Source organism: Paenibacillus sp. RS8, assembly GCF_041956825.1.
GTDB lineage: Bacteria > Bacillota > Bacilli > Paenibacillales > Paenibacillaceae > Paenibacillus_AQ.
The window spans coordinates 4188428-4212044 of the sequence record NZ_CP168131.1 but is presented as its reverse complement, the minus strand read 5'-3'; the positions used below and the strand labels follow the sequence as shown (position 1 = coordinate 4212044).

At 42.9% G+C, this 23617-nt stretch carries 19 protein-coding genes; 9 read left to right on the top strand and 10 right to left on the bottom strand.

Annotated features, from left to right (window positions below; all coding sequences use genetic code 11):
- Positions 1-85: 85 nt before the first annotated feature.
- The 3 genes from ACDZ28_RS19955 to ACDZ28_RS19945 all read right to left on the bottom strand — a co-directional run bounded on the left by ACDZ28_RS19955 (position 86) and on the right by ACDZ28_RS19945 (position 3324).
- Complete coding sequence (locus ACDZ28_RS19955; RefSeq protein WP_081954054.1) at positions 86-925, bottom strand: carbohydrate ABC transporter permease; 840 nt, start codon at positions 923-925, stop codon at positions 86-88.
- Positions 926-940: 15 nt separating this feature from the next.
- Positions 941-1879 carry a carbohydrate ABC transporter permease gene (locus tag ACDZ28_RS19950; RefSeq protein ID WP_375102581.1) on the bottom strand — a complete coding sequence of 313 codons (939 nt, stop codon included), beginning with the start codon at positions 1877-1879 and terminating at the stop codon, positions 941-943.
- Positions 1880-1980: 101 nt separating this feature from the next.
- Positions 1981-3324 carry a sugar ABC transporter substrate-binding protein gene (locus ACDZ28_RS19945; protein WP_042126446.1) on the bottom strand — a complete coding sequence of 448 codons (1344 nt, stop codon included), beginning with the start codon at positions 3322-3324 and terminating at the stop codon, positions 1981-1983.
- A 291-nt stretch (positions 3325-3615) separates the two neighbouring features.
- Between ACDZ28_RS19945 and ACDZ28_RS19940 the strand changes: the two genes are divergently transcribed.
- Complete coding sequence (locus ACDZ28_RS19940; RefSeq protein ID WP_375102580.1) at positions 3616-5454, top strand: histidine kinase; 1839 nt, start codon at positions 3616-3618, stop codon at positions 5452-5454.
- Positions 5455-5484: 30 nt separating this feature from the next.
- Positions 5485-7095, top strand: coding sequence for a response regulator (locus ACDZ28_RS19935; RefSeq protein ID WP_042126444.1), 1611 nt, complete (start codon positions 5485-5487; stop codon positions 7093-7095).
- Positions 7096-7262: 167 nt separating this feature from the next.
- Here ACDZ28_RS19935 and ACDZ28_RS19930 read toward each other — a convergent pair whose 3' ends face one another.
- Both ACDZ28_RS19930 and ACDZ28_RS19925 read right to left on the bottom strand, forming a co-directional pair.
- Complete coding sequence (locus ACDZ28_RS19930; RefSeq protein ID WP_042126443.1) at positions 7263-7745, bottom strand: DinB family protein; 483 nt, start codon at positions 7743-7745, stop codon at positions 7263-7265.
- Positions 7746-8376: 631 nt separating this feature from the next.
- On the bottom strand, positions 8377-9288 hold the full coding sequence (locus tag ACDZ28_RS19925) for a DsbA family protein (protein WP_375102579.1): 912 nt from the start codon (positions 9286-9288) through the stop codon (positions 8377-8379).
- Between the two features lie 152 nt (positions 9289-9440).
- On the opposite strand from ACDZ28_RS19925, the gene ACDZ28_RS19920 reads away from it, so the two are divergent.
- Positions 9441-9779, top strand: coding sequence for a helix-turn-helix domain-containing protein (locus tag ACDZ28_RS19920; RefSeq protein WP_042126439.1), 339 nt, complete (start codon positions 9441-9443; stop codon positions 9777-9779).
- 195 nt (positions 9780-9974) lie between these two features.
- Here ACDZ28_RS19920 and ACDZ28_RS19915 read toward each other — a convergent pair whose 3' ends face one another.
- Together ACDZ28_RS19915 and ACDZ28_RS19910 are read right to left on the bottom strand one after the other, a co-directional pair.
- Entirely contained in the window at positions 9975-11978 is a 2004-nt protein-coding gene (locus tag ACDZ28_RS19915; protein WP_375102578.1) for a GTP-binding protein, read from the bottom strand.
- A gap of 174 nt (positions 11979-12152) precedes the next feature.
- Complete coding sequence (locus tag ACDZ28_RS19910) at positions 12153-13112, bottom strand: methylenetetrahydrofolate reductase (RefSeq protein WP_375102577.1); 960 nt, start codon at positions 13110-13112, stop codon at positions 12153-12155.
- Positions 13113-13378: 266 nt separating this feature from the next.
- On the opposite strand from ACDZ28_RS19910, the gene ACDZ28_RS19905 reads away from it, so the two are divergent.
- On the top strand, positions 13379-13777 hold the full coding sequence (locus ACDZ28_RS19905; protein WP_036689594.1) for a cytidine deaminase: 399 nt from the start codon (positions 13379-13381) through the stop codon (positions 13775-13777).
- Positions 13778-14167: 390 nt separating this feature from the next.
- Here the strand turns inward: ACDZ28_RS19905 and ACDZ28_RS19900 are convergent, their stop codons facing one another.
- Complete coding sequence (locus ACDZ28_RS19900; protein ID WP_375102576.1) at positions 14168-14623, bottom strand: hypothetical protein; 456 nt, start codon at positions 14621-14623, stop codon at positions 14168-14170.
- A 396-nt stretch (positions 14624-15019) separates the two neighbouring features.
- On the opposite strand from ACDZ28_RS19900, the gene ACDZ28_RS19895 reads away from it, so the two are divergent.
- Entirely contained in the window at positions 15020-15445 is a 426-nt protein-coding gene (locus ACDZ28_RS19895) for a YheC/YheD family protein (protein ID WP_375105381.1), read from the top strand.
- A 45-nt stretch (positions 15446-15490) separates the two neighbouring features.
- The gene (locus tag ACDZ28_RS19890; RefSeq protein WP_375102575.1) at positions 15491-16012 is read left to right on the top strand and encodes a hypothetical protein; all 522 of its coding nucleotides are present in this window, start codon (positions 15491-15493) and stop codon (positions 16010-16012) included.
- Between the two features lie 69 nt (positions 16013-16081).
- On the opposite strand, the gene ACDZ28_RS19885 is transcribed toward ACDZ28_RS19890, so the two are convergent.
- Positions 16082-18724, bottom strand: a complete 2643-nt coding sequence (locus ACDZ28_RS19885) for an adenosylcobalamin-dependent ribonucleoside-diphosphate reductase (RefSeq protein ID WP_076119623.1) — start codon at positions 18722-18724, stop codon at positions 16082-16084.
- Positions 18725-19127: 403 nt separating this feature from the next.
- Here ACDZ28_RS19885 and ACDZ28_RS19880 point away from each other — a divergent pair, with 403 nt between their 5' ends.
- The 3 genes from ACDZ28_RS19880 to ACDZ28_RS19870 all read left to right on the top strand — a co-directional run bounded on the left by ACDZ28_RS19880 (position 19128) and on the right by ACDZ28_RS19870 (position 23128).
- Positions 19128-20873 carry a DEAD/DEAH box helicase gene (locus ACDZ28_RS19880; RefSeq protein ID WP_042126431.1) on the top strand — a complete coding sequence of 582 codons (1746 nt, stop codon included), beginning with the start codon at positions 19128-19130 and terminating at the stop codon, positions 20871-20873.
- On the top strand, positions 20870-21934 hold the full coding sequence (locus ACDZ28_RS19875; protein WP_042126429.1) for a YqhG family protein: 1065 nt from the start codon (positions 20870-20872) through the stop codon (positions 21932-21934). Before ACDZ28_RS19880 ends, ACDZ28_RS19875 begins: the two co-directional genes overlap by 4 nt.
- A gap of 156 nt (positions 21935-22090) precedes the next feature.
- Positions 22091-23128 carry a hypothetical protein gene (locus ACDZ28_RS19870; RefSeq protein ID WP_042126427.1) on the top strand — a complete coding sequence of 346 codons (1038 nt, stop codon included), beginning with the start codon at positions 22091-22093 and terminating at the stop codon, positions 23126-23128.
- Positions 23129-23299: 171 nt separating this feature from the next.
- Here ACDZ28_RS19870 and ACDZ28_RS19865 read toward each other — a convergent pair whose 3' ends face one another.
- On the bottom strand, positions 23300-23488 hold the full coding sequence (locus tag ACDZ28_RS19865) for a YqzE family protein (protein ID WP_042126425.1): 189 nt from the start codon (positions 23486-23488) through the stop codon (positions 23300-23302).
- Between the last annotated feature and the right edge of the window lie 129 nt (positions 23489-23617).

Genomic DNA, 23617 nt, shown 5'->3' with positions numbered 1-23617 from the left:
ACATAAAGAAAGCGCATTCATTTCATTAATAAGCTAAAAAAAACTGGCAGCATGCGATGACTGCAACTGCCAGATTCCATACTTTCTAGCCTTTAATACCAGATGCTGCAACACCTTGCACAAAGTATTTTTGCAAAGCCAGGAAAACAATTACTACCGGGATAATAGAAACCACACTTGCTGCCATAATCAGTCCATACTCGGCCGAATATTGCGAGATGAACATTCTTAGTCCTATTTGAATGGTCTTGAGTTTCGTATCCGTCAAATAAATCATTGGCCCCAAGAAATCGTTCCATGTAGCAACAAAGGTAAAAATCGTCAATGTAGACAAGGCCGGCTTGGATAGTGGCAACATGATTCTCGCCCAAATCCCATATTCGCTCAAGCCATCGATTCGTGCCGCCTCGCATAATTCATCTGGGACTCCTTGATAGAACTGGCGCATCAGAAATACTCCAAAAGCCGAGAATGCCTGTAGCAGAATGATTGCTAAATGGGTATTGTTAAGTCCCATGTAACGCATCAAGATAAATTGCGGCACCATATAAGCCTGCCAAGGAATTGCAATCGTAGCGATATATCCAAGGAACAAAACATTCTTCCCTCTGAAATGCAATTTGGAGAATGCATAGGCAGCAAAGCTTGAAGTCAACAGCTGCAAAATCGTTACGATAATTGATAATTTCGCCGTGTTATAAATAAATCGATCCAGTGGAATACGGGTCCAAATATCCACGAAATTCTCCCAGCGCGGATTCGCCGGAATCCATTGCATCGGGAACGAGAACACATCCTTGTTCAGCTTGAGTGAAGAAGATAACATCCATATATACGGAACAAGCATGCAGAGCACTGTCGCAAACAACAAAATATACACTAGCACCATCGTGCCGATTCTAATTCCTTTATTTGTACCCACCATATCTTTTGAATCCTCCTATTGTCCGTATTTCTTCTCGCCGCGGAACTGGACGATGGTGATGCCAAGTACCAGCAGAAACAATACAATGGCCATGGCGCTGGCATATCCGTAATCAAGCGAACGGAACGCCGTATTGTAGATTTGATAAACCATAACTCTTGTAGAATCGTTCAACTGGTTATCAGCGCCCGCAAATAGGTTGATAAAGATATCGTAGACTTTGAACGAATTGATGACCAAAATCATCAGAACAAAGAAGGAGGTTGGCGCTAGCTGAGGAACCGTCACATTACGGAATCTTCTCCAGGCGTTGGCCCCATCTAGCTCAGCAGCCTCATACAATTCAGGGTTAATCCCCTGAAGACCTGCCAAGTAAATGACCATGTAATAACCCATGTTTTTCCACACGGTGAACAGTATTACTGTGAACATTGCCCAGTGTTTATCTGCCGCCCAGCGGGGAAGATCCTCCAGCGGAATACCGGTAAGGGTATGTAGAATATTGTTGACCGGCCCCATCGTAGGGCTGAAGATAAAGTTCCATACAGCAGCAACAGCTACTAAGGATGCTACATAAGGGAAAAAGAATACGGTTCTCATGAAATTACGAGCCATTATCTTCTGATTAAGTAGAATCGCTAGTGCTAGCGCTACAATCATAGTGAACGGTACAACACCGATGGTGTAGACAATGGTATTCCATAACGCTTTATGAAATGTTATATCTTTGATGAGCCGGGTGAAATTGTCCAGCCCAATAAACTTCATTGGATTGGCCCCGTCCCATTTCACAAAAGCAAGGATAAAGGCAAAAAACATGGGTACCAGTGTAAACACGGCAAATCCGATAAAGTTCGGCGCAATGAAGCTGTAAGCTACCAGGTTTTCCCGGACACTTTTTGACAAATGACGTTTAGGGATCTTTTTTGTCCCCAATATGGTTTCGTTCTGCATTCTTTCTCCTCCAAACCTTCTAAAGCTTCGAGCAAATTTATACTGTCTGCTATAAAAGGCGGGCTTTCACCCGCCCTTAGAATTCACCGAGTCTCTTAAGATTAATTATTCAAGAGCTGCTGTACGCGAGTATTCATATCCTTCAGACCTTCGTCGATCGAAGCGTTTTTGGTCATAATATTATCGTGGGCTTCGTTAAGAATGACTTCAATGTCTGCACTCTTTTCATGCATTGGCATCTCCAAATACGTCTGAACAGTAGTCAGTGCCGCTTTGCTGTTCTCATCCGTAGGAAAACCGTCGATGGATGTTATGGAATTGATAACTTCATCGTTTTTAATCGCTGGAATAGTTCCGGTGGAAGCAATGACTTTAGCACCTTTTTCACCCGTCACAAAGTTCATGAAATCAAGTGCCGCTTCTTTATTTTTGGATTTCTGATTTACTGCCAGAGAAGTAATTGTACCCAGGGTTGTACCGGCTTCCACACCATCCGGGTGAGGATATTTCACAATTCCCCAGTTGGTTGATTGGGACTCGCCGCTCTTCACCTTTTCAATTTGAGTCGCGATAAACCAGCTACCCATGTTCATCATCGCAACGGAATTGTTATAGAATACTCCGGAATAATGCGTACTTGAAGTCTTCAGTGTAGCGTAATCCATAACGATACCGTCTTCCTGTTCTTTCAAGATCCGTTCATAGGTTGGCTTCAGGAAATCGTAGTTGCCGCCAACAACATTGTTCTTGCCATCCAGAATACCGAACAATTGAACTGCGCTCCGCCAAGTGTGGTAGTGGGCTCCGTATACTTTTTCAGCACCACTGCCGGAGGTCATTTTTCTAGCAAGTTCATCATATTGGTCAAATGTCATATCGTTGCTCGGATACTCCACTCCTGCTTTGTCGAACAAATCCTTATTGTAGTAGACGATCCAGAAATCACTGCGGAAAGGAAGCGCATACACTTCATCGTTCACTTCGATCTGCTCTACAGTACCGCCGTATAAGGATGGATCAATGTTCTGGTCTCCCATGAAGCCCTTGAGCGGCTCTAAATGATTTTGTTTCACGAGGTTAGAGTAGCCAGGAATATCTTTAATTGTAAGGACATCCAGATCTGCACCGCCGGACAACTGTGTACTCAGCATTGTCATGTAGTCAGTGGAACCAAGATCCACATAGTCAATCGTTACATTTGGATGCTCAGCTTTATAGGCATCGATCAACGGCTGATAGTATGCAGTGGCTTCCCAATCCCACAGTGCCCATTTCAAGGTCACAGGCTCTTGCTTCGGATCAGCGGAAGCGCTTGCAGAATTACTCGTTTCTGGAGCAGCTGTTGCAGCACTGCCTTCGTTGTTGTTATTACCGGAACATCCGGCTAGCGCACTTAGGGAAAGTATTGTGGCTAAAGTCATGCCATAGAATCTTTTTAATTTCATTTGAAAATCCCCTTTTCCTTCTGATTGTTTACACGGATCGGCTCATCCGATCTATTTCAAAGTTTAAGACTTTCCTCTCTGGAATGGCATGTATTTTCAAACTCAGTTCATTCACTTTTCTTTGTTCTTCTCTTCCTCCTCGCTTCAAACCTGTAAAATCCTATTTAAAACATGTAAAATTCTCAGCTCCTCTGTCTTCCACTGTATGGAATTGCAGGAATATGCTAAGGTGTTAATATGGATATCGATAAACCAGTTAAGCATATTATAAATAGAAGATTAACTTTAAACATGCATGAATTGAAAGATATTTTTGAAAACGCTTTATATTTCCCCGCTTTTTGTAGAGGAGTGTTCACAACGGTAAGAAAATCAACCATTAAGAGCCGTATTATTCTGATTATGACCCTATTTGCGCTGTTGATTGCCGCTCTGCTGTCCTTTTTCAGCTATGAATTGATTACCTATTATCAGCGTAAAACAACCATCCAGGCGACCGAGTTCAACCTACAGCTAGTTTCACATATTATTGAACAAGATTTGATTAATCTGTCCTCTTTGGCGATGACCAACAGCACCAACTCGTCCACTAATACATTACTCACTGATTATTTTGTTTCTCCAAAAGCAAGCGCCAAGGATGCTGTTAATGCCTTTAACTCCATGCAGGAGGATTTTCGGATCAATCGCTCTAATAGCTATGTCCGCCGCTTGATTGTTACGGGCAACAACGGAAAGTTCCTGCAGGTGGATAATTCCGTCAGTACTTCAATTCCGCTTACTGTACACAATATCGGTCAAATTCCCGGACTAAATAAAGATGCTGTTGAGCAGTGGGAACAAGTGATTAAAGACCCCCTCTCCACCACTAATGGAATTCCTTTTGTTCTACCTATTTACGGAGATGGGGCTGCCCGAATTGGAACGGTCTACTTACTCGCCAATACTTCCTTAATTACCGACAAGCTGAAGGGTTATTCCCTGCCAAAGAACTCCCGAATGCTGCTGACGCTAGGCAATCATCATTATCAACTCATTGGCGATAAAGTAACTGCGATGACTACACCGTATGAACCTATAGCCTATACTGATGATAAGCCTGTCGGCCCACAAACCGAGCTGTCCATGATCAAGCTGGAGAATGAAGAAAGTCAAATCGTGGTCTCTTATCCCGTGCGCAGTGGAGTGATTCTGTCACAGACCTTATCCAATGATCAGTTCGCTCCCAAAGCGAATATATGGATTCTAGTAATGCTCGGCGTTTGTTTACTCGTTATCGTCTTAAGCGGCATTATTACCTTGTACTTAACTCGCACTATTAGTCTTCCGGTAGAAAAATTAAAGAAGCGAATAGATAAGATAGCCCAGGGCAATTTCTTGCTGGACCGTAATATCGAATGGAAAAGTGAACTCGGTGATGTCGGACGGGGCATCAACCGTCTGTCTCAGGACATTGTTGCGCTCATGGACAGCCGACTCGCTGATGAGAAGCAGAAACAGGAGCTAGAGTACCGGATGCTGCAGAGTCAGATCAATCCCCACTTTTTGTACAACACACTGAATTCAATCAAATGGATGGCTACCATTCAGAATGCTACCGGCATTGCTGAAATGACTACCTCACTCTCCAGACTGCTGCGCAGCATCGCCAAAGACAACCGGAGGCTGATGCCACTGAGAGATGAGTTAAGCCTGCTCGATGATTATTTTCTGATTCAGAAATACCGGTATGGCAGTACGGTCTCGATGGTGAAGGAAATCGAAGATGAAGAACTGCTCTCCGGGCTGATTCCCCGCTTCACACTCCAGCCTCTGGTTGAGAATGCTATCTTCCATGGCATCGAGCCCAAAGGCAGAGGAGATATTCTCATCACAGTGAAAAAAAGTGGCATTGCCGATATCCTGGTTACGATTGAAGACAACGGTGTAGGCATGAAGGAAGAACAAATCTCCACCATTCTGTGTGCTCCAGAGGATGGAACTAAGGGCGTGTTCGAGAACGTTGGACTCCGTAGTGTAGATGAGCGTTTGCGGCTAGCTTTTGGGGAGAATTACGGTCTTTCGATTGAGAGTGAAGTGGGCCAATATACCTTAATGAAAATTCTTCTGCCATTTATACAAAAAGAGTAGATTGGCAAATCTATCAAGGATGTGGTCAAATTGATTAAATTATTAATCGCCGACGACGAAGCTCTAGTCTGCATCGGCTTGCAGTCTATGCTGAAATGGGAGCAGTATAATATAGAGATTGTCGGTATCGCGCACAACGGTGCCCAAGAAGAAGAAATGATTGACACGCTCCGCCCGGACATCGTAATCAGCGATATCAAAATGCCGATAAAGAGCGGTTTAGAAGTTGCCGCTTCAATACGCCAAAAATATGGTCGACTTCCGTTGTTCATTATGTTGACTAGTTATGAAGAGTTTCAATATGCACGCGGAGCCATAGAGGTGCAAGCCACGGATTATCTAGTAAAGCTGGAACTTACTCCGGAAGCGCTGTCCGAATCCATTCGAAAGGCGATTTCTTTTCTTGAGAGTTACCAGACGATGGAAAGCTACCCTAAGCTTGTTCACCGCGGGAATCTTCAGGCGCAGCGTGATAAGTTTTTCATTCGCCTGTTCAACAACCTGTTCGAGAATAAGAACCAGTATCTCCTGCAGAAAGAGGATCTGGCGTTAGACTTTTCCGAGCCCGCCTACCTGGTCTGTACCTGCCGGATTCTGGGTCCGGACACCGTCCCACCCCGTGGGGATAAGCTGGTCGCTTTATGCTCAAGCACAGTACAATTGGCAAAGGATACACTTGCCTCTATCAATCCTTGCTATGTAACCAGTCTTGACTTGCGCAATTTCGCCGTTGCTCTGCCTGTCCCCGGAGTCAATCCTAGTCACTGGATGTCTGCCATTGAGAAACAACTTACCGACATGGCATCCGTACTACATAACTATTTCAATGTAACGATTATTGGTGCCATAGGGTTTGCGGTCGAGGAGCCTTATTTGCTGCGGGAGAGCTACCTTGCAGCCCGAAAGGCATTGCCGGTTGCTGTGAAAGAACGGTCCTTTGTTTTTTTCGCTGAGGGTGAGCCTCTAGAGCAAGAGCATCCGTTGTTTGATTTCTCCGAATCCCGTTCGGAAATCCGCCGTGCATTTGAAGAATTAGATACTCTTGCTTTGTACACCATCATCTCCAAAATGATTGAAATCTTTGAAGACCGCCCCGACTTATTGGTACCCGCCACCGATGCCGCCTGCAATATTCTATATATGGCCACTTCGCTACTAGCAGATGGAGAAAACATTGTTGAGCATATCTTCGAAAATGAGCCGGAAGGCTACCGGGCCATCTATCAGATGCATACAATTGAAGAGATCGCCGGCTGGTTAATTCAGTTCCGTGACGGCTGTTCGGAAATTCTATCAAGTCGAAGACAAAGCTATAAAGAACAAATCGTCAAAAATGTCCAGGAATATATCAAAAGAAATCTCGACACTAAGCTTTCACTGAATCAAGTGGCCGATGTCTTCAATTTCAGTCCAAACTATTTGAGCCATCTGTTCTCCAAAGTCGCTAAAGTCAATTATGTGGAATATATCACGGAGACCAAAATCACTGCTGCCAAGGAAATGATGGCACGGGGAGAAGGTCGTATTTATGAAATTTCACAAAAACTCGGTTATGAAAGTGCCTTCTATTTCAGTAAGGTCTTCAAGAAAATAACGGGGATCTCTCCCAGAGAATATATGCACCAAATTGAAGCAGGCTAATTGAGATCGCCGAACCCCGCAAAAAGAAGTTGCAATCTTTAGCAATAATAGATAGGACTACATCCACAACAAAAAATCTCGTTTCCAAGACAAACGTCTGGGAAACGAGATTTTTTCGTAGTACCCTCCCTAGTCGCCAATCTATCATTAGGGAAAGGTACCAATAACTATTTCATTTGAGCTTGTTCTTCTCTAGTAGGACCAATTACGCCAGGTACACGAAGACCTGCTTGACGTAAAAGGACTGTCATTTGACCACGATGATGTGTCTGATGATCGATCAGAGATCTAAGCATAGCACCACGAGGCGTTAATCCAGCAAATGTCTGAACACTCTCAACCATTTGCTCGTCCGTCAACTTCTCTACCTCAGAAGCAATATTAGCCGCAATATTCTTATAAGCTTCAACAATCACAGCCGCATGAGCCGGAACTTCCTTCGGATTGCCTACTGGAGTAAGCGTTAAACCTACCTGACCACCAAAGAACATCGGACAGGTTGCCAAATGCCAACCTAACCATCCTAATGAATTGTGACCTTCAACAATTACCTGATCTAATTTATCATCGGTAAGCGATTCAAGAACGCGAATCGTCCCTGCAGAAGCGCTTGCCCAGTCACCTAGAAAATCTTGAACTGTTCTGTACATTTGAAATCCCCTTTATTAGTCGTTAAGCAACGATTTCTTAGTTATATCAAGTAAATTATACCCTGTCACAGGGCCTGTTACAAATTCGCTAAAGGACCATCATTTTTTTAATTAACTTGAGAAAAAGGGGGCTTTCGGAGTATACATGATTTTCGCATAATATAACGCCCTCCTAACGGTCTCTATTTCATCTAAAATCTAGGCTTAGCATAACATAAAGACGCACTATTACCATTTTTTTGTATGAACACCATAATGAAAAAAATGGGACCCTGGATAAAACAATGCTCCCCTATGCCATCAAGTAACTGTGACAATATCGCTTTCCGCTCCTCTGTCTGATCCTCAAATGTTCGAATATATTTACTACTCAAATTGTGGGTGAGAAGCTTTTACGCTTTAGTTCTGTGTTACCTGGATTGTATAATATTCTATTTTTTATGTTGTAATAGCTTATTTTTCGGTTTGGGATAAATCGCTAACAATTAGTTGGATTGCTTCTTTTACTGGAGTAGCTGGACGTCCAAGCGGTTTCTCCAGATCATCACTTGCGATCTCAGATCCACCTCGCAAATGCCAAAGAAGCCAGTAAACCCAAAGTAATTTGGGTTACTGGCTTCTTTCATTATAATTAAGATACTACGTATGATTCACCTAAAACCCGCTTAATACTGTATGACCCCTCTATCATTTCCGTGGCTATAAATGACTCCATATCACTAGATTCAATATCATACAACACTTCAATTTCCTTGGAGAACAAAATGTTTCCTTCCTTGATAAGTTCAGAGAGAGGTGGAACATTTTCAGCTTTTACATCTCCATTGTAAACTTGTTGAAGTCCGTCGACATAGGCTTCTAATGATCGTGCCCCCACAATTTTAACACCTTTATTTTCTTCATTCACCATGATAATAGTTGGAAATCCACGTACACCAAGTCTGCCTGCTAACTCAAAATCCTGCTCTAACAAATCTTGTGCCGATCCAAGAGCAGCATCCGCCACTATTTTTTCGCCATTTAGCCCAATGTTGTTGACTATATCAACTAATGTTTGCTCCTCTCCAATATTCTGATTGAAGGCAAATACAGCTTCTCTTGCCTGACGCAAAAACTCATTTTCTTTACCCGGATATATATTTTGTATAACCTTGTATACTCTAGATGGCGGGTACGAAGAAAGAATCGGATTGTTTTTCCACAAAGAACCATCGATAGGCATACGTGAATGTAAACCGACTTCTCTCCAATGCTCCGCAACATCTGAAGGCTGCTGAATGCCATTGGAGACATCTGCAAAACCATGCCAGCTAGAAAGCAAACCACCCATAATCGTCTTCACGTTAAAATATTGACCATACTGCAGAATAAAACGATTGAGTACCGGCTCAAGCGCCCAACAGTGGGAACAGATCGGATCTGTTGCATAGTAAAGTGTGATTTTGGGGGACTGTAGATTAAAGTCGATCATTTCCATTTGCTCTTCATCCCCTGGCCCACAGACACCGGTTTTAAGGTCACACATCATATTTGAATTATTCATATATAAATCACCTTTCACTGGAGAATCAAAGAAAGTGCCCTCTTGTAGAAGTTCTTTGTATGGGAGTATTATAATACCAATACAAATTCAAACAAGTACGTTTATTTTTAATACTATGTATCTTTTATAATACTATTGGACAGGAGTTATGTATGAAATACGAATTTAGACTTGATCAATTATGTCCTGCAACCTTCGCATTCCATGTAATCAGCGGAAAGTGGAACCTCCCGATCCTAGCCATTCTTAGTGAGAACGACAACATACGCTATAACGAGTTAAAAAGAAGATTGCATGGAATAACAGGGACTACCTTAACCAACTCACTGAGGGATCTTATAGAATATGGAATCATTCATCGGGAGCAGTATAACGAAGTGCCACCAAGAGTTGAGTATTCTCTGACTTCATCTGGAAAAGAATTAGTGCCTTTAATTGAATCCGTTGTTGAATGGGGACAAAGAAATATTGGGGTGAAGGATAATTCCTAGACTGCTTTCTCATGAAAAAAAGTGCACAAACCCGTGATTGGTTTGTGCACTTTTTTCATGATGTTTCGAAATGCCTAACTTAATGACAACGATACGCTCAACCTCCGGGTGAGATAAGTACTCCTCGAGATGCTGCTTCGCGTAATCGGCTGCTGTATGCCACAAGGACTGCGGCAATACCTGTCTCTCTCACTCCTATTCCTGAATCTCCAAATGCATATACGAAGGCGCTTCATCCCAAGGAACGCTATATCCCGCTCCCTTTGCACAGAACATAGAGCTGGAGGTGTACTCAGGATCAGCGCTGCGGTCGTATCCAATCCTTGCGATGACCTGTTCTGGGTTATGACATGGCTGATAACCGCCTAACTTCATCGAGATTGCTCCTTTGCCCTTCGTGAATGAAGCAAGTTCTACTGCATAATGCATGAACGTCGCGACAGGCGCACGTCCCTGAATAAGCATGGATTCACCTAGCATTTCTGGCGGGTCAAATTCACCATGGGCAAGCTGTATATCAGACATTACGCGTCCGATAAGCTCTGCATCGACTTTGATTTTGAATTGATAATAGGGTTCCAGTAGAATAGTGTTCGCTTGCTCCAATCCCTGCCGCAGTGCCCGAAGTGTCGCCTCCCGAAAATCACCGCCATGAGTGTGCTTCTGATGCGCTGCCCCGGTTAAAAGCGTTACATGCAGATCGGTGACGGGAGAGCCGGTAAGAACTCCACGATGGTCCTTTTCAAGTAAATGCTGACCGACGAGATGTTGATACCCTGTGCTGAGCTGCTCAACATGGCATGTACTGCGATATGTAATTCCCTCACCACGTTTCGCAGGCGCAAGCCGGAGATGCACCTCTGCATAATGCTTAAGAGGTTCGAAATGCCCACAACCAATCACAATCTCTGCGATCGTCTCTTTGTATAATATCTCTGGCTTGGAGAACGATACCTTGAGCTGGAAACGGTCTAACACCACCTGCTGAAGTACCTCTAGCTGGATCATTCCCATCACATGAACATGAATCTCCTCCAGCTTGTCCTCCCATGTCACTTGCAGCGTAGGGTCTTCGGCTTGCAGGATCATGAAATAGCGTAGCACTTCTCTGGATGATATCCCCAAAATGAATACTACTTTGGATTTCAACGCTGACATAAGACGGGATTCTACTCGATCTGAATGATTACCTATACCCAGTCCAATGGCTGCATCGGTTAGGCCCGTAACGGCAACAAGCTGTCCCGCGGAGGCCTCATCGCATGAAGTATATTTCCCCCCATGATAGATACGAATAGAAGTGATTTTCTGGCTTAACTCTTCATGTTCTGAAGTGCTATAGCAGATATCCTCCCGTACCCGTAATTTTCCAGCTAAAATCTTCATAAAAGTCAGTCGCGTGCCTTGTAGCTCATGACGCACCTTATATACTCGTGCCCCAAATACTGCGTTTACTTCATAAGTCGATTCCATTAGTAGTTGCATCGTCTGCATCCATTCCGCAATCCCCTGATCCAATAGAGCTGCTCCACTCATAACGGGAAAAACCACCCGTTCTTTAACCATTTGTTTCAGCGTAGCCAATACCTGCCCAGGATCAATGTTGTCTTCGAGATATGCCTCCATCAAGGCTTCATCTCGCTCAGCAACGGCGGCAATGACCTCTTCAGGCAGCATGCTCTGATCTAGACCTTTTGCCAAATACAACATATCCGGCGAAAATTGCTGCCTTAACGCTTTTAGCACACGCTGGACGTCAGCACCGGTACGATCTATTTTGTTAATAAATATAAAAGTGGGTATGCCATATTCCTGTAGCAATTGCCAGACCGTCTCGGTATGCCCTTCAATGCCCTCCACAGCACTTAAGATGACTACCGCATAATCCATGACCTGTAAAGCGCGCTCCATTTCAGCTGAAAAATCGACATGCCCCGGTGTGTCAATGAGTTGATAAGATTGTTCGTTATATTTCATCACCGCCTGGTCAGCAAAAATCGTTATCCCCCGTGCCCGCTCCATCTCATGACTATCCAAAAAGGCATCCTGATGATCGACTCTCCCCCGAGTCTTAATTCCGGAAGCATGGTATAGGAGCTGCTCTGCGAAGGTGGTTTTGCCGGCATCAACATGTGCTAGCAGTCCGATGGTGATTGGTGATGCTTCTGACAGTTTACAATACATATTTGTACCATCCATTCAGTCAATCTGTTATATAAGAATCGTAGCCGAAATCTAGTAGCTTGTACAGAATCTCTCACCACCGACAGCATGACAAGCTATTGAGATGATGATTATGTCCCTATTAACTTATAAAAAACCGGTAACCCTTAACAGAAAGGATTACCGGCTCAATCTCCTTAAAACAATAAATCATCTACTTTCTAGACTCAACAGCTTTTTATCTAGAAATGCCTTTATATCTTTAGCAAGCTGAATGGATGCTTCAATTTCCAACTTAGTTGTTGAAACACTTTCAATGCTGCATCCAATTGGAATTCCCTTCTCCAGTCCGAACTCAAATAGTTCTTCAAATATTTTTTGAGATAGCTGAATGGATTTATCCAAAATATCGTTCGAGTATTTCAACTCGTTTTCTAACCATCCCGGGATACTGATCCCCAACCATTTCATAAATTGTAGTGTTTTCGCTGTGCCACATGGTGCAAGATTAAATAAAATAGGAACCATTTCAAAACCCTTATTTGTATTGTAATAATATAAATCAGACAATAAATTCTTTGATGCCTCTACATTATAAGTTGCCTGAGTGATAAAAAAGCTGCACCCATTGTTAATCTTTTCGACAACCCGTATATGCTCATCATTCTTTTTTATATGTCTTTCAGGAATGACAACTCCTCCAAAATTCAAATTACTATTTAACTGTTTGCTTAGCTTATAAGCATCTGGTAAATTCAATTTCACCTCTTGCTTACTTGACGAAGCGCCCACATACACGGAAAATCTGTCTTCACTTTCGTCAGTCTTAATCCAATCCGCGAACGAAGCTCTTGTATCATTACCGACGCACCGATAAATTATTTTCGGGACCTCCACTTGTCCTAGGTATTTATCACCATAGATAGCCGGATCAATCGTTGGTAAGTATGGGTAAGGTCTTTCATGATCAACTCTTTCTGCTTCCTCCTGGACGTCGTAAAGAATTAAAGCATCTAAATCAACGTTTTTAAGTCTTTCAACCTGTTTCTGTGCAATTTCTGATATCTTTTCTGATGAATGGCTTGCCTTCGGTGGTGTCATCCCATATGTTAAAATACCAGGTTTCTTGCTCAATATTTTTTGTTTAAATGTGTTCCCTGCGGCTCCCAAATTAAAAACTCCTCTACTCGTCTCTTATAAGTTAAGGCTACCATGGCAGGCTTAATATGTATAACTTATATTTACTATATCTAGTTATATCTTAAGGCTATGATTCCGTATTGGTACTTATCGAGTAGTACATCATGGAGGCGGAGCTTCTAGATTTTAATGTTGACAACCATTTGGTCTGACTATAATATTAGAAGTCCTGCCAACCTTAAAGTTGGCGATAAGGGGACCGAAAGGTTCATTCTTATTTAAAAAGGGTGAGTATTATGAATAAAGAAGAATTAATGGAAAGCGCACGTAACACAAAGAAAGCTGCTTATGCCCCTTATTCTAAATTTCCAGTTGGAGCAGCCTTATTACTTAAAGATGGAAATGTTATTAATGGAGTAAACGTAGAAAATGTATCTTTTGGTGCTACTAATTGTGCAGAGAGAACAGCAATCTTCACAGCTATTACAAAGGGCTATACTAAAGGTGATTTTCAGGCTATAGCTGTAGCAGGTGACACAATGGATTTTCTGCCGCCATGCAGTATCTGCAGACAAGTATTATCGGAATTCTGTTTGCCCGACATGCCTGTCTATTTAACCAATGAGAAAAAAGAAATCTTAGAGCTGAGTTTAAGGGATTTATTGCCTTACGCATTCAAAAATTTAGATATGTAAAAATAATACCTTCCATAGTGGAATATCAAAACACGCGTACCTGTGTTAGACAAGTACGCGTGTTTTTTGTGTTTAAAAGCTTAGTCAGAACACCACTAATATTTCATTTTAGGCGAGAAAAGGCACTTTTGTGGTTCATACATCATTTATGTATAATATACATTCGTTTAAATGTAGTTAAAGCTGATTGGTTTAATGCATTAAAATGAATAAGAAGTCATTCACTTCACCATTAATATTTATCTCTACATTCTTGGAGGAACTGAATTATTGCTGTATACAGATTCATGAACTGAATTAGCATATGTATAGTTTTGGAGCTTTCCAGTTGGACTAAATAAAGAAACAAAAACTGTAATAATTATACTTAATGAAAATATTCTTTTCCTATTACATTCCCCCTTTATTATTTCTTACGATTAGATTTTTTCTTATTTTGATTAGATAATATAGAGTTAAGATAAATTGTATAATAGAAATACTCCAAGGAAGCAGAAAGAGCATTTCCACTTGATATTTTGGAAACCATTCAATAGAAACGACAACTCCATCTTCACTATCACTGTCATCTTGCATTGCATTGAAAAATAAAAGAAGTAAGAGGCTGGATAACATAGTTACCAAAAACCAAATGGTATTGTACTTTATCCTCTGAGTCCTTATAAACAAAAAAGAATTAATTAAACATAATAAAAGCGGTATGAAGTACACCTTAAATGAGATATTTAATAACTCCGTTCCCCATCCCTCTATTCTTATCTTTAAAAAATAGATTAAGATCAGATGCAGTCCAACCACCAGTAGTACATAAAGAATGGCTTGTAGTCCTGTCTTGAATGACTTCATCTTTCGTCCCCCTTTTCCATTCGTTCACTTAATGCTCTAATGGTATCATCCCCCTTCATCAAGATTTTCTTCTTACTTCAAGCACCTATATTCCACCCCTGAAATTATGTAGATTAATTTAAATTAAAACACTAAATATCCTTATAATGTAATCATCGGGAATTTCAAGGAGAAAACTAATAGAAAACCCCTCTTCCAAGTCAAGATTAGATAATTTATTTGAACTGATTTAAAGTTTATGAACAAAAAATAAAGTAGAAGTTAAGTACAACCCTTTTCATTAGGCCTTTTGAGTTCAAATTACTTAGAAAAGCTGTATAGATCGTAAAGCTGGTTGCAAACACATGTATTAAACAACACGATAGTTTGGTTATTACTACGGTGAGAATCTTTTGAATATTTTTCCACATCTATATAGTACCGCTTAAACAGACACCAGTAGTCTATATCAAACCGGCTAACGGTACGGATGGACGTGGTATTTTTAGAATCGAGAAAATGAAGGATAAACAAGGCGTCTTTGATATCCAAGGCCGTCGGCAGGATCGCCGTACCATAGCCCCTCGGAAGGTCTCAGCCTCACGACTGGAATCGATTGTTCGTCAATGGTGTATCGAAGGAAGCTTCCTCATCCAGCAGGGCATTCCACTGCAATTACTTGGCGGACGTTTTCATGATTACCGTATGCTTGTTCAGAAGAATGGGCAAGGGATCTGGGAGCTAACTGTAATGGCCGCAAGAGTAGGTGCTGCACAAAGCATAACCTCTAATCTTCATGGTGGTGGTCACGCGGTTCGTGCAGAGACCTTATTGAAAGAGTAGCTAGGTAGGCATGCAAGGACGAGCTGCGGTCAGCGATATTGGTTTATGAATATTGACGTGATCCAGGGCCATCGGGGTGACAGCGTGGATCATGACCAAGGGAATGGAGTTTGGGGTGATATTCATTTTATCGACATTCGTACAGAAAAAATCTTTAATAATGGTACCTCCGGCCAATTTAGGACGGCTCCGAACCTCATCTGTACGGCTAAATATGGCAGTGACGAGGTTGGCACTGTCAGCAATATAGAATTGTTCGAAACATGGATAGAAAATGGGCTGCAGGATGTATTGAAGGAGGAAGGAATAGTATCCATAGCCTTTTCACCATTGGCAAAGGGATTGCCATTAGAAGGTCTTTCCAAAAGCAATTATCCAAATATTATTCTAGAGGTATTTATTCTTGCAACTAAGGACAGGTTATCCGCTTCGTACTTTATATTCAATGACAAACCAACAACAACTCATGTTTCTGTTTGGCTTATTATAAAAAAGCCGATAAACCTTAACATAAAGGCTTACCGGCTTAAAAACTTTCTTCTAATGCATAAATACGCACACACTTGAATATCAATGATTTTTCTCGTTTAAAATAAAAATCACACTAAGTTATTCAAATTATTCTATGTCAAATACTTACCCGCAACGACTATACCCACAATTTCCGCAAGTCTTACAACCCTCAATATTAATCAGCGAAGCACCGCCGCAAGAAGGACAAAGGTCACGGGAAGCAGAAGTATGGTTATGCGCGCCATGTCCGCCCTGACCATCTTCAATAGAAGCTGCCGCAGGAACACTCGCCTTCAACTCCGCGTTCAACGCTTCATTGAAATCCTCCAGCTCCAAAGTCGCTGCGATAGGTGCAGGCACATGATCATCCTGAGCGTTGTTCAGCACGTGTGTTTCTAGTGCTTTAGCTACAGCATCAGCAATGGATTCAACTCGATTCGCACCGAAGCCGATAGCGCCTGACCCACCGATCCCTTTCAGATGTTTGATCAACAGTTCTACCTTCTCGCCATGATCTCCATAACGGAGGAACAAGGAGCAGACACGTCCAAGTGCTTCTGCCATCGCAAAGACGTCTGAGCCTGCTTTACCCACATTCAGGAAGATTTCTGCCGGCGTACCATCTAGATCATTGATCGTAATATATGCCATACCGAAAGGTGTGTTAATTTTATAGGTTGCACCGCGTAGAACTTGCGGACGTTTCTTGTATTGTTTATCCAGCTCTTTAGTAGACGCTTGAGGTGCTGGGCTTGCCGCTACAACACTTGTACTTACTTCAGGAGCAGCTGTAACTTCAACAGCTGGAGCTACCTCTTCTGCTGCGTCTTCCTTCTTAGAAGTTTGCAGCACTTGCACGTCACGGCTACCGTCACGATAGATTGTAACGCCTTTGCATCCCAGATCGAAGGCCATTTCATACAGCTCAGCCGTCTCTTCTACTGTGAAGTCAGACGGACAGTTGGCTGTCTTAGAAATCGAGCTATCCACCCAGCGTTGAATCGCTGCTTGTGCACGAATGTGATCCTTAGCCGACAAATCCATCGAGGTTACGAAGTAATCTGGCAACTCTTCACCTGGATGAGCTTCAAGCCATTCTTGGGCGATCGGAACGAACTGCTCATCATAGCCAAGACGACTTTGACGGAAATATTTGAAGGCGAAATAAGGCTCTATACCTGTCGAAGTACCTACCATTGTACCTGTGCTGCCTGTAGGTGCTTGTGTAATTACTGTAACGTTACGCATACCGTGTTTGCGAATCGCTTCGCCAACCTCTGGATACGTTTCGAGCATATTTTTCATAAAGCCGCTCATTAAGTATTTCTCAGTATCAAAAGCTAAGAAGGATCCCTTCTCACCTGCAATCTCTGCGGATGCAAGGTATGCTTCACGAGCCATAAAGCCGTAAAGCTTGTCCAGAAACTCCAAAGATTCCGGGCTACCGTAACGGATGTTCAATTTGATCATCAGTTCGGCAAGACCCATCGTTCCGAGACCCACACGGCGTTCATTTTTCTGATTCGCTTCATTTTCTGGGAAATGATAAGGGGTCTTATCGATGACATTATCCAAGAAACGAACGGAATAGCGTGTTGTTCTTGCGAGATCTTCCCAGTCTACATCATGATTCTTCTCATCGTAGAACTTGGACAGGTTTACAGCGGACAAATTGCAGACTCCCCAGCCTGGCAGACCTTGCTCCCCACATGGGTTCGTACAAATGATCGGATTGAAATACCAGCTGTTGGACATTTGATTGTAATATTCCATGAACACAACACCTGGCTCAGCGGATTTCCAAGCGGATTCGATAATGGTGCGCCACACATCACGCGCTTTAACGGTTCGATAATGAATAACGTTTTTGCCTGCAGCCTTCCACTTGTCGAGATCGCCATCCCACACATCATTATAATCAGGGTCTGTTGTATCCGGGAATACGAGATCCCAATCTAGATTCTCTTTTACAGCCTTCATAAAGCTATTGCTCACACATACCGAAAGGTTCGCATTCGTAACTTGACCCATCGTTTGCTTCACCGTAATGAAGTCCTCTACATCTGGATGCCAGTCATTAATCATGAGCATGAGTGCACCGCGGCGGCTACCGCCTTGTTCAATGAGTCCAGTGGTATAACTAAACAGACCGCCCCAAGATACAGAACCACTAGAAGAACCATTAACACCTCTCACAATTGCACGACGTGGACGTAGAGAGGATAGGTTAATCCCTACACCGCCACCACGAGCCATTATTTCTGTCATTTCAGCCAACGTCTCCATAATACCGCCGCGGCTATCCTTTGGAGAAGGAATTACATAACAGTTAAACAGGGTTAGTTCCTCACTAGCGCCAGCACCAGCCGCAATTCGTCCACCCGGTACGAGCTTCCAATCATCCAGAATCGAACGGAATTTGCCCGCCCATTCTTCTTGAAGCTCAGGTGTCTTCTCCACAGAAGCCATAGCTGAAGACAGACGATCCCACATTTCCTCTGGTGTTTTTTCTATATTAAGCGTCAGCTTCTCAACATCTGATTTCACAAGTTCGCCGCTGCGCGTCTTTACGGTTACAATTCTGCCGTTACGTTCTACGATCTCTCCGACTTCCTTCGTTGGAAATTTCGGATCATCTTTCGTTAGAACTAGTACAACATCGCCCACTTTAGCATTATTGCTGTCGGCATCCTTCCAAGCATAACGATCCAAAAATATTTTTTCACTTAGCCCTTCCAGGCGTTGCTTACCTTCCACTTTACCCAATAGAAAAACCTCCCGCAATGTAGTAAATATTAGTTCCAGTTCATGGTGTGGGCTCCACAACAAAAACTTCCTTACACGTATCTTCAACCTTACGGGTGTATGTAGGAAGTTCATCTTGTCAATAACAAATAGCAGCTACGCACTTTAAAAAAATCACATTTTCATGCTTTTGTCACAATATATTGTGTGCGTCAGCTTTTAAACTATACCACATATTGTATCGAAGGTCTTTTTCGAAAATAGAGTCAAGCAGCTGAAATATCGCAAAACTTGCGGTATTTTCTCGCTTTTACTCTCTTTTTTAAAGGCTATCAAGAAAAATAGAAGGTTATGAATTCTCTTGTTTAAGAGCATACTACTCCTACGAATGATGATATGAATTAGCACCTGAGGAGGCTGTACCATGACGCAATTATTCCGTAATTCTCTACCTCACAAAGGTGGAAAGTCAGCGCCTATACTGCCTGTTCCTCTTTCTTTTGACCGGAATTGGCTACAGGATCTAGAACTCAAACTGGATAAAGGCGGTCCGTGGGGAGACTTCCGTCTATCCAAACTTGCTGTTCAAGGTGAACAAACAGGTCTAGTAACAAGCTTCGATGAACTTCAATGCATGAAGCATTTATCCGGATTATCCCCACTTCCGCACCAGCTCGATACCGCGCATAAAGTTCTTTTTGAGATGTCGGGCCGCGCGATTCTTGCAGATGAGGTCGGACTTGGAAAGACGATTGAAGCTGGACTTGTACTCAAGGAATATCTTGTTCGCGGTCTAGTCTCTAAGGTACTTATTCTGGTACCCGCTTCCCTCGTATTGCAGTGGGTTCGCGAGCTAAATGCCAAGTTTGGTATCGCTGCTGTAGCACAGAAAAAAGCATATTCCTGGGGAAATGCGATTGTTGTCGCATCTATGGACACCGCTAAACGCGATCCACATAAAGAAATGCTGCTGGAAAATGAATATGACATGTTGATTATTGATGAAGCCCACAAGCTGAAAAATAAAAAATCAACCAATTATTTATTTGTACAGCAATTACGCAAAAAATATTGCCTGCTCCTAACCGCTACTCCCGTTCAGAATGATCTGGGCGAGCTATTTAATTTGATCACTTTACTGAAACCGGGGCAACTTGGAAATCAGGGTGATTTCGCTTCGAATTTCGTCGTTGATAAACGCCAACCTAAGAATGAAGGTCAGCTACGGGACGAGCTATCGAAGGTGATGATCCGCAATCGGCGTGGCGAAGGTCCAGTTAACTTTACGAAACGAAAAGTCCGTAATATTCCGCTAGTTCTTTCACAGGAAGAGAGAGTATTATATGACGCTGTCACTTCTTTTGTTAAAGATCAGTATCAGGAATCAGGCGGCAATCTTAGCAGCATGCTTTCCTTGGTAACGCTTCAGCGCGAGGTATGCAGCAGTCGAGATGCTGTGTTCATCACTTTAGTTAATCTGATCAAGAAGCTGCCCGCCGATTCGCCGAAACGCGATCGGATGATGGAGCTATTGCAGACACTTCGTACGGTTAAGACCAATACCAAAGCCGAAACAACACTATCTCTCATTCAAGAAATGAATGAAAAAGTCATTGTCTTTACAGAGTATCGTGCGACTCAAGAATATTTGCTTCAGTATTTCCGCGAACATGGGCTAATGTGTGTTTCTTATTCAGGCGGGATGAATCGCGGCAAAAAAGATTGGATGATGGATCTCTTCCGCGGTCGTGCTCAAGTAATGATCGCTACTGAGGCGGGTGGTGAGGGCATTAACCTGCAGTTCTGTCACCATATGATCAACTTCGATCTGCCTTGGAATCCCATGAGAGTAGAACAGCGGATTGGGCGGGTGCATCGGTTAGGTCAGGAAAATGACGTGGTTATCTATAATTTGTCCACGCAGGGCACGATTGAAGAACATATTCTGCATCTGCTACACGAGAAGATCAATATGTTCGAAATGGTCATTGGCGGGCTGGATGTGATTCTGGAGCGATTTGAGAAGAAAGAATCTCTGGAGAAAAGTTTATACAAAATCATGCTCGAATCCCGCTCCGATGAAGAACTGCGTAATGAGCTAGATCATATCGGTGAATCCCTCAGCGAGTTAACTCAGGGTATCAAAAAAGAAAGTGAGACTGCGACATGACCCTCACCTCACAGGAAGTACGTAAACATGTTATGGACTATTTGGAAGCAACAGAATGCTCCATTATTGAAGTATCGCCCATTCACGTAACTGTAAAGCTATCGCCAAGAGCTGACAGAATGCTTACAGATCGACCTTATTATTGGGGGTTCGTGGAGCGTACTGGAGTTGATCCAGAGACACTCTCTTTCACCTTTGTATTCGATCCGGAAAAATACGACAGCCAGGCAGCTATAGAAGTTCCGCCAACAGTAAATCGCAGCACCCTGGCATTAAAACAGTCAATTACCGGAGACCCAGTGATGAGTGCTACTGCTGATGTTGAGGCTAGCACAGATCTTTTAAATTCAGAAACATCTGAATCAAATGTGGTTCATGTCCCTTCCTCAAATCCTGAAGACAGTATCCTTGCCCGCTACTTCGGGATTGTACCGGCCCTGCCTCGAATTGGACCTGGCATGATAAGACGTGAAGATATCATTTATGGTAGCAAGCGCCTTCAGCAAATTTGGAGTGCAGCTCAAGATGAAGGGAAATGCCTTTACTTATTTGAGGACCCCGGTAGCAGGCAGCGGAATACACTTTTCTCTGCAGCCTATGAACCGTGGCTCGGTGTCTGTTATAAAGTCGAAATGAGCTGTGATTTGAAACGGGAAGAACTGCATTATCTTGGAATATCTCTGACAAAAGGGACCATTATTGATGACTTTAACGCAAAGATATCCTCGCGGGAGATGACCCCCCGTTTACCGGAAAACGTGCATATTCAGCCTTATGAATTAACAGTTACAGCCGCTACAGATTTATTAGAGGCTCATCTTACCTCTCATCTAGCCGAACTTGATTACTCTTGGGCAGAACAGGCACGTGAGCGTCTTAGAATCGAGCTGGCTATCATTGATATTTATTACGGAGAACTGCTGAAAGAGCCGGATGAAGAAAAACGTTTAGGTACTCAGGAGCAATATAACCGTCGTCGACAGGAGACCATTTGGCAATATGAGCCGCAAATTGCAGTTTCTGCGATAACCTATGGACTGTTTCATCTACGAAGTCTATAGAATGCGACCCTACTCGCTAAAAGCAGGCAAAAAAACAAGAGAACTTCCGCCTTCAGGCGCGACAGCAAGCAACAGCCTTTTTATAGCCTGTCCACTACAATAGAGTAAAGCTTGAAACTTCCTGACATTTATTAACAAAGAAAGGTGAACGACGCCATGAAAATAAGTTTGCGGCGGAGGCTACAACTTGCGGGTCAAGGATGCCTCCTCCTGTTTCTAAGCTTTGGACTGTTTATATCCAGTTCCGGTTCCCCTTCAGCGCTTGCGCTGGCCAGAGTGAGTGTGATCCAGTCGGTCACACAGGACGCAATCCCTGTGCTAAAGATGAGTTCTTTACCTTCTCCCACTTCGGTCCAAGAATTCGCTAAGACTACGCTGAACAAGCTTGCTGCAGAAGCTCCATTTACAGCTTGGAAGGATGCAGGGATAGAATATTATCCCCTTGGTCCAGGTACTCATGGCTGGCTTGCTAATGTAATGAAGGGCGAAGAGAGAATCGGATATATGATCATTTCCGCCACCGATACAGGCGGATATATGCTAAGTGAATATGGAGCCGGCACCTACGGACTCCCCTACAGTTTAAATGATCTGCGCCAGTTTTTGGTGCAGAAGGGTCTCATTACCTCATCTTTTTCAGGAAAAATAAAACTGACTGCTTTATATGCACCACTTCTGCCGGTCTGGAAAATAACCATTGACGAAAAGACGTTTTACATCAACGCTTCCGTGCCACAAATTTTACCTTGGACACTTAGCAAAGCGGAAGAAGTGCTTAAAGAACAGCCTCCAGCAACAGATGTAATCACCAATCTTAATCCTGACGTATCACCGCTATCAGCCTTCAATAGTGGAGGATCAGATGATCCTTATGAAGATATCCTATGGCTGACCGCTCCTAAACTCACCACTGTAAGCGGCGACAATATTGCGCTTCTAATCAAACCTAAGGAAAGCATCGCTTATCAAGCTGCTGGGCGAAATGATCTTGTCGGGGCACCTTTTATGATTACAGGCTATCAAAGTTGGCAGCCTTCTCATGTACAAAATCAAGCTGAGAACAACAAACTTACCATATACGCGGCGTCAGGCCCTGAAGGAAAACGATACTTACCACTCACTGCATTACAGAAAAATGGGACACTGCATAAGCTGCCAGACAGAACTACCAAAGCACTCGGATATAATCGTTAACACAAGCATAAACGCCTTCGGCGTCCTTATGAGGACGGTAAGTGTTTATGCGAGAAATAGAAGGATAATTTATAACTTAAGCATATAAATTCTTATATTTAAACAAATGCAAATAACCTTCCACTGCCACCCATGAACAAAGGCACTGGAAGGTTATTTGCGATTTAACATTTACTCTTTTTTGTCATGATCCCACTTGCTTCGCCAGATTGACCACCCAAGCGGAAGCATTCCAAACCATTTCTGTGACCACGGCTGCTTCGTAGCTGCTCTACGGGCATGTATGGCACGTGGATCCTCAATATATACGACTACCTTCTCCGTTATATACTTTACAAGCTCATCGCCACCGGAAGCCATTGTAACACCCCCTACATTATAAGTGAAATTAATTAATCAGCGTCCATTCCATGCTCTTAGTGTGCACCACTCCAGTTAGATCTAAACTACAGACTTCTGATTTGTCGAATAGGTTTACCTATTAAAGCA

Excerpts from the sequence above, each read along its gene's own strand:
- ACDZ28_RS19955 (WP_081954054.1), bottom strand. The coding sequence starts at position 925 with ATGGTGGGTACAAATAAAGGAATTAGAATCGGCACGATGGTGCTAGTG.
- ACDZ28_RS19950 (WP_375102581.1), bottom strand. The coding sequence starts at position 1,879 with ATGCAGAACGAAACCATATTGGGGACAAAAAAGATCCCTAAACGTCAT.
- ACDZ28_RS19945 (WP_042126446.1), bottom strand. The coding sequence starts at position 3,324 with ATGAAATTAAAAAGATTCTATGGCATGACTTTAGCCACAATACTTTCC.
- ACDZ28_RS19940 (WP_375102580.1), top strand. The coding sequence starts at position 3,616 with ATGCATGAATTGAAAGATATTTTTGAAAACGCTTTATATTTCCCCGCT.
- ACDZ28_RS19930 (WP_042126443.1), bottom strand. The coding sequence starts at position 7,745 with ATGTACAGAACAGTTCAAGATTTTCTAGGTGACTGGGCAAGCGCTTCT.
- ACDZ28_RS19925 (WP_375102579.1), bottom strand. The coding sequence starts at position 9,288 with ATGAATAATTCAAATATGATGTGTGACCTTAAAACCGGTGTCTGTGGG.
- ACDZ28_RS19920 (WP_042126439.1), top strand. The coding sequence starts at position 9,441 with ATGAAATACGAATTTAGACTTGATCAATTATGTCCTGCAACCTTCGCA.
- ACDZ28_RS19915 (WP_375102578.1), bottom strand. The coding sequence starts at position 11,978 with ATGGATGGTACAAATATGTATTGTAAACTGTCAGAAGCATCACCAATC.
- ACDZ28_RS19905 (WP_036689594.1), top strand. The coding sequence starts at position 13,379 with ATGAATAAAGAAGAATTAATGGAAAGCGCACGTAACACAAAGAAAGCT.
- ACDZ28_RS19900 (WP_375102576.1), bottom strand. The coding sequence starts at position 14,623 with ATGAAGTCATTCAAGACAGGACTACAAGCCATTCTTTATGTACTACTG.
- ACDZ28_RS19890 (WP_375102575.1), top strand. The coding sequence starts at position 15,491 with ATGAATATTGACGTGATCCAGGGCCATCGGGGTGACAGCGTGGATCAT.
- ACDZ28_RS19880 (WP_042126431.1), top strand. The coding sequence starts at position 19,128 with ATGACGCAATTATTCCGTAATTCTCTACCTCACAAAGGTGGAAAGTCA.
- ACDZ28_RS19875 (WP_042126429.1), top strand. The coding sequence starts at position 20,870 with ATGACCCTCACCTCACAGGAAGTACGTAAACATGTTATGGACTATTTG.
- ACDZ28_RS19870 (WP_042126427.1), top strand. The coding sequence starts at position 22,091 with ATGAAAATAAGTTTGCGGCGGAGGCTACAACTTGCGGGTCAAGGATGC.
- ACDZ28_RS19865 (WP_042126425.1), bottom strand. The coding sequence starts at position 23,488 with ATGGCTTCCGGTGGCGATGAGCTTGTAAAGTATATAACGGAGAAGGTA.